The 12,370-nt window shown below is 71.3% G+C and carries 10 protein-coding genes; 5 read left to right on the forward strand and 5 right to left on the reverse strand.

The window, feature by feature from the left end:
• Positions 1–5 precede the first annotated feature (5 nt).
• Positions 6–2,774 (reverse strand): serine/threonine-protein kinase, encoded by a 2,769-nt coding sequence (locus APZ21_RS34140; RefSeq protein ID WP_054814478.1) that lies wholly within the window; start codon positions 2,772–2,774, stop codon positions 6–8.
• Positions 2,775–3,048: 274 nt separating this feature from the next.
• Here APZ21_RS34140 and APZ21_RS17930 point away from each other — a divergent pair, with 274 nt between their 5' ends.
• Positions 3,049–3,930, forward strand: coding sequence for a serine hydrolase (locus APZ21_RS17930; protein ID WP_239476694.1), 882 nt, complete (start codon positions 3,049–3,051; stop codon positions 3,928–3,930).
• A gap of 4 nt (positions 3,931–3,934) precedes the next feature.
• Here the strand turns inward: APZ21_RS17930 and APZ21_RS17935 are convergent, their stop codons facing one another.
• A complete protein-coding gene (locus APZ21_RS17935) occupies positions 3,935–4,600 on the reverse strand; it encodes a response regulator (RefSeq protein ID WP_054814480.1) in 666 nt (221 codons plus the stop codon).
• Between the two features lie 102 nt (positions 4,601–4,702).
• The gene (locus APZ21_RS17940; RefSeq protein WP_054814481.1) at positions 4,703–5,905 is read right to left on the reverse strand and encodes a sensor histidine kinase; all 1,203 of its coding nucleotides are present in this window, start codon (positions 5,903–5,905) and stop codon (positions 4,703–4,705) included.
• Between the two features lie 168 nt (positions 5,906–6,073).
• Between APZ21_RS17940 and APZ21_RS17945 the strand changes: the two genes are divergently transcribed.
• From APZ21_RS17945 to APZ21_RS35660, 4 genes are all read left to right on the forward strand, one after another.
• Positions 6,074–6,886, forward strand: coding sequence for a hypothetical protein (locus APZ21_RS17945; RefSeq protein WP_156371156.1), 813 nt, complete (start codon positions 6,074–6,076; stop codon positions 6,884–6,886).
• Positions 6,883–8,499 carry an alpha/beta-hydrolase family protein gene (locus tag APZ21_RS17950; protein WP_082393212.1) on the forward strand — a complete coding sequence of 539 codons (1,617 nt, stop codon included), beginning with the start codon at positions 6,883–6,885 and terminating at the stop codon, positions 8,497–8,499. Before APZ21_RS17945 ends, APZ21_RS17950 begins: the two co-directional genes overlap by 4 nt.
• Positions 8,500–8,542: 43 nt before the next feature.
• On the forward strand, positions 8,543–8,989 hold the full coding sequence (locus tag APZ21_RS17955) for an SRPBCC domain-containing protein (RefSeq protein WP_054814482.1): 447 nt from the start codon (positions 8,543–8,545) through the stop codon (positions 8,987–8,989).
• 399 nt (positions 8,990–9,388) lie between these two features.
• On the forward strand, positions 9,389–10,945 hold the full coding sequence (locus APZ21_RS35660; RefSeq protein ID WP_239476695.1) for an anti-sigma factor RsbA family regulatory protein: 1,557 nt from the start codon (positions 9,389–9,391) through the stop codon (positions 10,943–10,945).
• A gap of 7 nt (positions 10,946–10,952) precedes the next feature.
• Here the strand turns inward: APZ21_RS35660 and APZ21_RS17965 are convergent, their stop codons facing one another.
• Together APZ21_RS17965 and APZ21_RS17970 are read right to left on the reverse strand one after the other, a co-directional pair.
• Positions 10,953–11,771, reverse strand: coding sequence for an RNA polymerase sigma factor SigF (locus tag APZ21_RS17965; protein ID WP_054814483.1), 819 nt, complete (start codon positions 11,769–11,771; stop codon positions 10,953–10,955).
• Positions 11,761–12,186, reverse strand: coding sequence for an ATP-binding protein (locus tag APZ21_RS17970; protein ID WP_054814484.1), 426 nt, complete (start codon positions 12,184–12,186; stop codon positions 11,761–11,763). Before APZ21_RS17970 ends, APZ21_RS17965 begins: the two co-directional genes overlap by 11 nt.
• Between the last annotated feature and the right edge of the window lie 184 nt (positions 12,187–12,370).

Here is a 12,370-nt window from a genome sequence, read left to right on the forward strand (position 1 = left end):
CCCCGTCAGAGCGGAGCCCGCGACCACCAGTCGGCGACCTCGGCGTCGGCCGATGGCTGCGCCGACTGGGGGTTGCGGGACGTGCCGAGATGGCTGACGTAGACCAGATATTCGGCGCGCGAGGGGTCGTCGTCGAAACTCACCACCATCTTCGAGGTGTAGAAGTACGGCTGCAACGGCCCGGGCGGATCCTGCACCACCCACATCCGCCGGGTATAGGGCACGCCGGCCTTGACGCCCGCGGTCTCGGTACCGGCGGGCAGGGCGGCGACCGCGTCCTGTGCGTTTCCGGGGGAGTCGTAGCCGAGGATCGTGTAGTTCAGCCGGCTCGAATCACTGCTCACCCGTACGCATTCCCACGCGATGGTCCACCGGCTCGACCGCAGGGCAGCCTCCTGCGGCTGGTACAGGTCGCTGGGCCGGAAAGCCGTACACGCCGCGTCCTGATACCCGTCCCCGCGCATACCCGGCTCCTGCGGCAGCAGCCGCGGAAACGCGCGTTTGCTGGCGGTCAGCCGATCCGGCGCTCCCGTGGGCACCGCCGAGCGCGGCCCGGCCGATGTCGACGACGGCGAAGCGGCGGCGGTATCCGACGACGACTCGTCCCCGATCACCACGACCGCGAGCACTCCCACCGCCACCACGATCATCGCGACGACCCCCACCGCGAGCAACGCGATGAGCATCCCCGTACCCCGGGCCCGCCGCTCCGTACCCCCGCCGTACCCCGGCGCGTACTCCGCCCGGCCGCCCGGCGGCGGCCCGAACCCTTCCCCCGGTGGCGCGCCGACGTACGGTCCTCCCGGCGCACTCGCGAGCGAACCGCCTTGCGCCCCGGCGGATTCCCCACCGGTGCGCCGTTCGTCCACCCCGCCCTCGGTCCCCGGCGGCGCTCCCGGCGAGTCCGTTACCCCGGAATCACCGGCGGCGACCGACCCCGCCCCGATCGCACGGTCTCCGACCGCCGACGCGGAGCCGGCCCCACCCCCGTATGCCCCCGAGCCCGGCCCGGTCCGGTCCACCGCCCCGGCGCCGCCGCCGGTTCCGTCGACCGTGGACCCCACATCTCCCCGCTCGGCCGCGCCGGGTCGGTCGTCATCGACACCGGGCCGATCCGACGCGCTGCCCGCGCCGGATCCGTCCACAACCCCACCCGCGCTCGTACCTTCCGGCACCGCACCGGGACCCGATCGCTCGGCCGACACGTCCTGTTGCCCTTCCGTCGCCTGCGCGTCCGGGTGTGCGATCGCGGCGCCGGGCGAGAGGACACCGCTCGGCTGAGCCGCGGGCGATCCCGGCTCGCTACCGGACGGCACGCCGCTGTACCCGCCGGTCCCCCCGGCGTCCGCGGCCACGGGGTCGGCCTGGGTCGCGTAGGAAACCGTTGCCGCCGAGACGTTCTCGGCCCAACTCGCCGTCGCCCCGGCGACCTGTCCCGCCGCGAGCGCGTCCGCTTCGGCGGAACCACCCGGGCGCTTCTTCACGAGATCGACGCCTGCGCTCGGTCCGCCCGCGACGCCGCCTGCCTCGGGGCCGGGCACCGCGGTAACGGACTCGACGGGGAACACGGCGGTCTCGTCGCCCGATGTCCCGACCTGCGGCGCGGCTCGGACGGGAGGCGGCCCCGGCGTGGCGGGAGGCTGCCCCGCCTGCCCGCCCGCGTACCCGGCGGGCGGATATCCGGCAGCCGCCTCGTATCCCGCGTGGGGAGCGTCGGGACCGTACCCGGGCGGCGCGTATCCCGGCGGCGGGGCGGCGGGATAGCCCGGCGGCACGGGATTCGGCGGAGCCTGATAGCCGGGAGGCGCGCCGGCCGGACCCTGCGGCGGAGGCGGTGGGGCGATGGGAGCCGGATACGGGGCGGGATACGACGCGAGTGGGATTTGGGGCGGGTTGGGCGGAGCCGGGACCTTGGGTGGGGTGGGCAGGCGCGGGCCGGTCGTGGTGGTCAGCGCGTGTTTGGCGGCCGCGGCGAATTCGGCGCAGGAAGCGTAACGGTATTCGGGACGCTTGGCCATGCCCGCGGCGAGTACGGCGTCCAGTGCCGGATTCAGTCCACGGCGGCGCACGGCCAGCGGCGGCAGGGCGAGTTGCAGGTGGCCTTTGATGATGTCGGCGGGATTGTCGGCGTCGAAGGGGCCGACGCCGGCCAGCAGCCAGTACAGGGCGCAGGCCAAGGCGTATTGGTCGGTGCGCGGGTCGAGGTGGCCGCCGGTCATCTGTTCGGGCGAGGCGTAGGCCAGGGTCGCGGTGAACATGCCGGTCTGGGTGAGGTGGGTGGATTCCTCGCGCAGACGAGCGATGCCGAAGTCGGTGAGGAAGACCCGTTCCTTCTGCCCGCCCGAGGACCGCGCCAACATGATGTTGGCCGGCTTCACGTCGCGGTGCAGCACGCCCATCCCGTGCGCGTAGTCGAGCGCGTCGGCCACGCCCTCGATGATCTGCACCGCGCGTTCGGGCGGCAGCGTCATGGGGTTGACCGCCGCGGCGTCCACCCCGTCGATGTACTGCATGGCGATCCACAGCATGCCGTTCTCCGAGCCGCGGTCGTACACGGTGACGATGCTCGGATGGTCGAGCTGGGCAACCAGATCGGCCTCGCGTTCGAATCGGGCGCGCACCTCGGCATCGGTGAACAGTTCCGTATTGAGCAGTTTGAGCGCGGTCTGACGGGCGAAACGCGGATGCCGGGCCAGGTATACCGACCCCATGCCACCCTGTCCGAGCAAGCGCTCGATGGTGTAGCCCGCGAACACCTCACCGCTGTTCAGCACCGCCGCCCCCTTCCGTGAACCGCCTCGGGAATGAGCGTAGCGAGTGCGCGGCGGGCGCGAGGTCGCGTCACACGCGGCGGGTGGCCGACCGGCACAGCGCATCGCCGGCCAAGCTTACCCGGTGGCCGAACTGCCACGGGATTTCGAATTCTCCGCGAAGATCGGAGAAACTGTAGAGGGAAATGTTGTATCACCGCCGAAGGGCAACGGGCCGATCCCGAGGACAACGGCCCGCGCCGGTGGTGGGGAGGACACGGCGGTGAGGACGACTGGCATGCTTGTCACATATCGAACGATGCTGCGTCTGGCAACCGTCCTCGCCGTATTCACCCTCGGCTCCTGCACCCTGCTCCCGCAACGCCACGAGGCGACCAGCGCGCCGACCATCACCATCGACACCGGTGACGGGCGACGCCCCAACTGGTCGCTGAACACGCCCGATTCCCTCGCCGCCGATTTCACCCAGTTGCAGCCGATGCTCGGCGGCGAGGTCGGGTTGGCGATCATGCCCGTCGGCGGCGGCCGCATGACGGTGTTCGGCGACTGGACCACCGGCATCGCGTGGTCGACCATCAAGGTGCCCTTGGCCATCGCCGCGCTGCGCCACGACCCCGACGGGGCGCGCCCCGCCGCGGAGGCCGCTATCACGGTGTCCGACAACGACGCCGCCGAAGAACTGTGGCAGTCCCTCGGCGACGGTCTGGAGGCGGCGCAGGCGGTGCAGAACGTTCTCGACGAGGCAGGCGATCTCACCACCGGCGTGGCAGGCCCGCGAACCACCTTGGACTACACCTCTTTCGGTTCCACGGAGTGGACGCTGACCGAGCAGGTGCGCTTCGCCGCCAAACTGCCGTGTCTGTCGCAGACCGACGAGGTGACCAAGCTGATGGGCGAGATCACCCCCGAACAGGGCTGGGGCCTCGGCACCATCGACGGCGCGGAGTTCAAGGGCGGCTGGGGCCCCGACGACGACACCGGCGTCTACACGGTGCGCCAATTCGGCTTGGTGCCCGCCGCGTCCGGCCAGGTCGCCGTCGCTGTCGCCGCACGGGCCGATTCGGGCACCTACGAGGACGGCACCGCGCTGCTCAATCGGCTGGCCCGACTGCTCGAGCGCCACATCGACGAACTTCGCGGCGGCAAATGTCCGCGCTGAGCGCTCAGCCCGGCGTGACCAGCCCGGATTCGTAGGCCAGCACGACGGCCTGCGCCCGGTCGCGCAGGCTCAGTTTCGAGAACACCTTGGACACATGGGTTTTCACGGTCTGTTCGGCCACGAACAGCGACTCGGCGATCTCGGTGTTGGACATGCCCTTTGCGATGAGTTCCAGTACCTCGCGTTCACGCGGGGTCAGCGAGGCCAATTCCGGCGCGGGTCTGGCCCGCGCCGCGGTGCGCCTGCGGGTCACGTCGGCGATCAGCCTGCGGGTCACGGTCGGCGCGAGTAGTGCCTGACCATCGGCGACCACCCGGACCGCGCGCACGAGTTCCTCCGCGGGCGCGTCCTTGAGCAGGAATCCGCTCGCGCCCGCGCTCAGCGCCTCGTACACGTAGTCGTCGATATCGAAGGTGGTCAGCATGAGCACCCGCACCGGCGGATCGAAACCGGCGGCCAGTATGTCGCGGGCGGCGTCGAGTCCGTTCATCTCCGGCATGCGGACATCCATCAGCACCACGTCCGGGCGCAGGCGTTTGGCCTCGGCCACCGCGACCCTGCCGTCGGGCGCGTCACCCACGACGCTGATATCCGGCTGGGCCGCTAGCAGAGCGCCGAACCCCTGGCGCACCATCGCCTGGTCGTCGGCGATCAAAACCGTGATAGGCACGGGCCCAGCGTACGGCGATACGGTCACCGCGCGTCTCGGCCGGTCGCTCGCGGGCGCCGGCGACCCGGCAGGCGCGAGTCCGAAATCACTTGCCAGGGGCGATCACTCGATGCCGACCGCGGCGATCACCGGATCGCCCGCTTCGGTGATCGGCGGCAGGCGCGCCTCGACCTCGAATCCGCCGTCGGGCAACGGCGTCGCGGTGACCTCGCCGCCCACCGCCAGCGCCCTGGCCCGCATGCCGGCGATACCGTGTCCGCCGTTGCCGACCGCGCCACCCGACGTGGCGGCGGCCGCGTTCGTGACCCGCATGCGCAGGTCGTGCCCGTATTCGAGGCGGATCCACACCGGCGCGCCCGGCGCGTGCCTTGCCGCGTTGGACAGCGACTCCTGTGCGATGCGGTACAGCGCGAGGCCGGTGGTGTGCGGCACCGTGTCGAGGTCGCCCCGCACGGTCCACTCGATGGTGACGCCCGCCCGTCGCGCCCCCTCGAACAGCGCGAGCACGTCGGCGGCCCGTGGCTGGGGCGCGTGTTCGGGCAGTTGGCCGTCGCTGCGCAGCACGCCGAGCATGCCGCGGATCTCGTTGAGCGCCTCACGCGCGGTCGCGCCGATGGAGTCGAATTCCGCGCGGGCGGCCGGACTCACGTCCTCGACCCGGTAGGGCGCGGTCTGGGCCTGAACCACCACGAGCGACATGTGGTGGGCCACGACGTCGTGCAGGTCGCGGGCGATGCGCGCCTTCTCCTCCAGTATCGCCCGCCGCGCGCGTTCCAGTTCGTTCTCCTCCTCCTGGCGCAGCAATTGCGCCCGCGAGGACACCAGCCTGCGCACCAGCAGCCCGAACAGCACCACCGCCGCCAGCCCGATCGGCCATCCCCACGCCGCGCTGACTCCGCCGTCGGACATCGTCGCGCCGAACAGCAGCGAGGTCGCGACCCAGGCGACCGCCACGATCTGCGGCACCGCGCGCAGTGCCACCGCGAACAGCAGCACGATCAACGAGATGATGTGCACGACCTGGAAGGGCAGGTCGTTGTGCGGCTGATGCGGTATCGCCAGCGCGATGACCAGCGCCGCGCCCGCCGAGATGGCCCAGCCGAGTGCCGGGTTGGCCCGAACCAGCACGATCGGGAAGGCGGCCAGCGCCGCGACGAACGGCTGCACCCCCGGTGGCACCGAATGCGTGAGGTGCAGGGTGGGCCAGGAGACGGTGTACAACACCACCGCGACCGCGAGGACGCTCAGGTCGATCCACATCCGGGGGCTGATCCGCCGGAAGCGGCCACGGCGTTGTCGTTGCATGCCTACGACACTAGAAACCCGCCCCGCCGACCGCCGTCATACCCGCGGGTGAATTCCGTCCCCGTACCCCGGTGTGAGATCGGGCCCCCGCTCCCCCGCCGCGGTGCACCGGGAACCGCACTCCGGCGGGACGTGCGCGGGCACTGCCCGTTCCTAGCGTCGTCCACCATGAGCAACCCGAGCACCGCGGCACGTCCGGCCGTCGAGCACGCCGCGCCCGTGACGTTGTCGCCGACCGTTCCGATGCCCCGCGTCCCGTCGCCGTCGGTCGAGACGACCGACCCGATGACCCCGGCGGCGCTGCGTCGGTGCGGGGCGGTCGCGATGGCGGCATTCACGGTGATGTCCTTCGCCGTGGCGTTCGCACCGCTCGCCGGCGCGCAACCCACCGTGGCCGTAGCCGAGAACGCCGCGGCGGCACGGGCCGTCGCCCAACTCACGGCCGCGACTCCCGAAACGGTCACCCTGCCGGAGGATTTCGCCGAGCTCGCCGGATACCGCCCCGCCATCCTCGACGGTACGAGCGTGCACCCGGACGGTGACTGCTCCTCCCCCGTGCCGTTGCCCCACGAATTCGAGACCGCCTGCAAGGCACACGATCTCGGCTACGACCTGCTGCGCTACGCCGACCGGTCGGGCGCACCGCTCGGCCCGTGGGCCCGTCAGGCCATCGACACCGCCTTCGACCGACGTATGCGCCGCGCCTGCGCCGCCCGCTCCGGTTCGGTGGACCGGGCGGGCTGCTTCGCGATGGCCGATGTCGCCGATACCGCGGTCGACCTGAATTCCCGCCGCCAGCACTACGGAGTCCCCGTGCTCGAATCCTCCGCCGGCCTCGCGCGGGCCGCCGGAGCGTTGCTCGGCGCGCTCGGCGCGCTCGGCGTGGCCGGCCTCGTCCTCGCCCGCACGACCCACCGGCGCGGCCGCCGCGGTACCGAATGGCATGCTCGGACCGCACCACTCGCGGGAGCCCGCGCATGACCGACACCATCGGCGATACCGCGGCATCCGATGATCCGGCGGCGCCCGAATCGTACGGAAGGACTCCGAACACACCGTGCCGCAACGCTACTCGCGGCCCGAGGTCATCGGCGGCGAGCGCGGACGCCGCGCTCGTACCGAAAACCACGCACATCGGAGATGTGGCCACCCGCACGCCTGCGCGCGGTCCCCTTCACCGAACCGGCATCCGCGCCACCGACGTCCGTCCGACCGCCGACGTCGTCCGCACACGGGAAGCGGCCGAGCGCCTCGCGGCCCGAATCCCGAGGGGTCCACGTATCGGGACGACCACCGCGGTCGGCATCGGAACACTGATCTCGCTGGCCCCCAATCTGCTGCCGCGGACACCGGGCGCACAGGCGATCCTGACCGCCCTACTGGTCACGGTGGCACTGGCGACGGCCGGTATGGTCCGATTCGCCCTGCGCCGCAGCGGTGTCGACGTCGACGGACTGTTCACCGCCGCGCGGCGACCCGCCGCGGCGGCGACCGCGTTGTCGATAGTCGCGGCCGCGACCGCGGCGGGCCACTGGCAGAGCGGATTGCGCGCGGCCATGGGCACCCCGCCCATCGGACCCGGGTACTGGGTGACGTGGGCGCTGGGAGCGGCCGTGCCGGTGGCGATCTGCCTGGGTTCGGCCCGGGGTATCGGGCGGGGAGTGCGGGCGCTTGGCAGGCTGCGGGCGGTCGCGCTCGGGGTGTCGATCGCGACGGTCGCCGGTCTGGCCGGTGTCCCGGCGGCCCTCGACGGCAGGCGCGCGGTCTACGCGGCCGCGGACGCGAGGATGGATCCGGCGGTCGTGCGACCGGATTCACCGACCCGTTCGGGCGGGCCGGATTCGGCGGTGCCGTGGGATTCGCTCGGCTCGCAGGGTCGTCGGTTCGTGGCGCGGACGCCGCCCGGTCCGGTCACGGTGTACGTCGGACTCGGCTCCGCGCCCGATCTCGACAGCCGGGTGCGGCTGGCGGTGCGCGAGCTCGAGCGGTCGGGCGGATTCGACCGGTCGAATATCGTCGTCACGGTTCCGACCGGTTCGGGATGGATCGACGCGCGCGCGGCCGAGGGCATGACGCGGCGCTTCGGGGCGGATGTGGCACTGGTTGGCGTGCAGTACTCCCACGCACCGAGCTGGGTGAGTTTCCTGTTCGGTCGGGACGCGGCGGTCGACGCCGCCCGCGGGCTGTTCACCGCGCTGGAAGGGCGGGTCGCGGCGCTGGAACACCGCCCCCGGCTCTACGTGTACGGCCAGAGTCTCGGCGCGCTCGGCGGCAGCGCCATCTTCACCGACGACGCCGATCAGGATCGCCGGACCTGCGCGGTGCTGTGGGCCGGTCCGCCCGGTGCGGCGGTGCACCGCGCGGGCGCGACGGTGCTGGCCAACAGCTCCGATCCGGTGGTGCGCTGGTCGCCCGCGCTGCTGTGGCGCGCGCCGGACCGCACGGGGGTCCGTGCCGACGCGCCCGCCCCGCGCTGGCTGCCGCTGGTGAGTTTCGTGCAGACCACCGCCGATCTGATCGCCGCCCTCGATGCACCGCCGGGGCACGGTCACCGCTACGGCGTCGATCAGGGCACCGGTCTGGGCGGATGCTGAACCGCACCTTGCCCGAATGTAGAACATGTTCTAATTTGCTCGCATGGGCTTTGTCATCGACGAGACGGTCTACATCGACGCGCCCGCCGAGGTGGTGTGGCACGTGATCACCGACCTGCCCCGCTACGGCGAGTGGAATCCGTTCGTCACCGAATGCGCGAGCAGTCTCGTTCCCGGTGAGCCGATCGACATGCTGGTCACCGTGGCGGGCTCCACCCCGCGCCGCCAGCGCGAATTCATCCGCAGCCACACACCGGGCCGCGAACTCAGCTACTGCATGCGTCCGGCGCCCCTCGGCACACTGCACAGCCTGCGCTCGCACACCGTCACCCCGATCAGCGAGACGCGCACCCGCTACGAATCGCACTTCCAACTCGACGGCTGGCTGCACCCCCTGGTCGCAGCCCTCCTCGGCCGCAATCTGCGGCGCGGCTTCGACGGGATGACAGCCGGTATCCAGCGCCGCGCCGAATCGTCGCGAACGAGCTGAGCGCCGCGCGCGGACCCGCCGCCGTTCGGCCGCCGCCGCCCGCGCGGGCATGCGACATCGCATGCGAGCCATCCCGAGCGTGACACCGCGGTGCGCCCCGTACGCGGCGGCACCGCCCGCCGACGCCCACTCCACATCCACGGCCCTCGGTCCCGAGGTCGACACCGATATCGGATCCGGCCGATGCGTACGCGCGCCGACAGCGCGGCGCGGGCGATTCGATGCGCGACAAATCACGGTCGCGAGATTCGAGACGACGGGATTCGATCACCCCTACCCGGGTAATCGACCGACATCAGCCGACATGATGTCGACCGAATGCTCACGAAATCACACGTTATCGGCGGGGGCCGGGGTACGGACCCGTACGGAGCTCGCACCCGAAGGTGGTGAGAATCAATGCGATCGAATTCCGGGCCGACCCCGTCCGTGGCATTCGCCGATACGACCACGGTGCGGATACGGCTGCCCGCCCGACGCGAACAACTCGGATTGGTGCGGTCGGTGGCCGAGGCGGTATCGGTGGACGCGGCCTACACCGCCGAGGACATCGCCGATATCCGGCTCGCCCTCAACGAGGTGGCCTCGGCGCTGATCGTCGACGCGGTGCCGGGCTCCACGCTCGACTGCTCCTTCACCTACGACCGCGACCGGCTCTCGGTCGAGGTCACCTCCGTCGCCTGGGCCGACGACGCGATAGCCGACGGTGATATCGCTTGGCGCATCGTGCGGACGCTGACCACGGCCGCGACGGCCACCCGCGACCCTTTCGACATCACCGTCTCCGGCTATCCGACCCGCGTCGAATTCGACTGGCAGCGCGACGCGCCGAGGACCCGCACCTCGCCCGTCGACCGCCGTGGCGAATCGGCCCGCTATCGCGTCGTGCACCGCGGCGGCGCGCGGCGCGCGACCCGGCCCGCGAACCCACGTGGTGGCACGCGCCCGGTGGACGTACGCTCGGACCATGCGGTCGCCCGCGCCCTCCACACCCGAGACGAACGCCACGGAAGCGATATGACCGCGACATCCACCGCGCCGACCGGCGGCCTGGTCCACCCGGCGATGTTCTACGACGGCGACGAGGACTACGTGGCGGGTCTGCTGCCGTTCGTCCTCGACGGAATCACCCTCGGCGAACCCGTCGCCGTGGCCGCACCGCTCCCGCGCCTGCGGCTGTTGCGCGAGGCGCTCGGCGCTCGGGCCGACGCGGTGCGCATGATCGATATGACCGAGGCCGGCCGCAATCCGGGCCGAATCATTCCCGGCGTGCTGCGCGCCTTCGCCGACGAACACATCGACAAGCCGGTCCGCATCATCGGCGAGCCGATCTGGGCAGGTCGCAGCGCACTCGAGTATCCGGCCTGCGTCCAGCACGAAGCCCTGATCAACCAGGCGTTCGAAGGACGTGACATCACCATCGTGTGCCCATACGACCGCGCCGGACTCGACGCGACCGCCATCGCTGACGCCGCAGCGACCCACCCGCTGCTGTGGGAGGGCGAGCATCGGCGCAAGAGCGAGGACTACGCACCGGAGGCTGTGCTGCGACGCTACAACCAGGCACTCGCCGAACCCGCCGACGCCGCGGAGATGATCGTGGCCGAATCCGCCGATGTGTCCGCGGCCCGGCGCTGGGCCGTCGCGCACGCCGGATCGCTCGCCGAGGACGCCGCGCGGATCGCCGATCTGGAACTCGTGGTCACCGAACTCGCCACCAACGGCCTGTGCCACGGCGTCGGCCCGGTGCGGCTGCGCATGTGGTCCGACGGCGCGCACCTGGTCTGCGCGGTGCACGACCACGGTTCGTGGACCGATCCGCAGGCCGGTCGCCGCCCCGCGCGCGCGGGCGAGCCCGGCGGACGCGGCCTGTTGCTTGTGCACCAACTCTGCGATCTCGTGCGCACCCACACCGGGGAACAGGGCACCACCCAGTACGCGCTGATGGCGGCTTGAGACCGGGTCAGTCGCGCATGGCCTGTTCGCGCAGCGAGTTCAGGGTCTTGGTCAGAATGCGCGACACCTGCATCTGGGAGCAGCCGAGCCGCTCGGCGATCTCGTTCTGGGTCATGGAGTCGAAGAACCGCCAGATCAGCACCTGACGCTGTCGCTGCGGCAGCGCCTCGATCAACGGGCGCACGGCCAGGTAGTCCTCGACCGAACCGAAATTGGCGTCGGGCGCGCCGAGGGTGTCGAGCACCGAGGCGGCGGCATTGTCCTGATCCCCCGCGTCCGGCCCCGGATCGAGCGGAGCGGCCTGATAGGCGTTCCTGGCGATCAGCGCCTGGGTGACCTCGCTGAGTTCCGCCCCGATCTCCGCGGCGATCTCGCGCGCCCTCGGCATGCGTCCGAGCTCGTGGGTCAACTTCTCCGTCGCGGGGCCGATGGCCTGCTGGATCTCCTTCAGGCGCCGCGGGACTCGCACCGCCCAGGTGTGATCGCGGAAGTGCCTGCGCACTTCGCCCATGATCGTCGGCACGGCGAAGGACAGGAACGAGGCGCCGTAGGACGGATCGAAGCGGTCCACCGCCTGCACCATGCCCATGCGGGCGATCTGCACCAGATCGTCGAAGTTCTCGCCCCGGCCGGAGAACCGGCGCGCGATATTGGCCGCGAGCGGCAGACAGCGTTCTATGAGGTCCTGACGTAACGCCTCCCGCGCCGGATCCTCGGCGTCCAGGGCGGCCAACCGCGTGAACAGCGGTTCCAGATTGTCGTAGGACTCGGTGCCGGAATGTCTGCGCGGCTCGGACCCGGACTGTTCCGTGCCGCTACCGGCCATCGGTGCCGCCCCGCACCCAGTCGAAGTCGACCACGGTGGGATAACCGTTGCGCACGGCGTCGAATTCGGTCTGCGTCGCCGCCACCGACCGCGTCAGCGTGCGCACGATATGCCAGCCGAAACTGTCCTGGCTCGGCGGCGTCGCGGTCGAGGAGACGGCGTGCACCCGCACGTGCATGGCCGCGGAGTCGCTGTAGGTGAACGCGCAGTCGAGGGTGGAGCCGGGCGCGGCCTCCAGTATCAGACCGGTGGCGACCTCATCGAGCGCGAGCCGGATGTCGGTAACCTCGTCGACCGCGAAATCCGCCATGAATGCCACCGTTTCGACCAGAGCCCGCAGCATGGCCAGTTGTTCGAGCTGGGCGGGAACCCTGACCTCGATCGTCGTCGGGGCACTCGTGGTCCACTCCGCCATACCTACCGCCTAGTCGAGATGTCGAACCCGTCCGTGGCGGTCAGGATAACCCGACCGGCCGGCGCGGCGAACCGGGGGCATATCCCTCGCCCGAGTCGGGTAGGTTGACCTCCGAAGGCTCATCCTCTGCGCCGCATCCGGATTCGGCAGAGGTTCGACACGCAGCGGAGGTAGTGCAGTGATG

This window comes from Nocardia arizonensis (genome assembly GCF_001310275.1).
In the GTDB taxonomy this organism is placed as follows: domain Bacteria; phylum Actinomycetota; class Actinomycetes; order Mycobacteriales; family Mycobacteriaceae; genus Nocardia; species Nocardia arizonensis.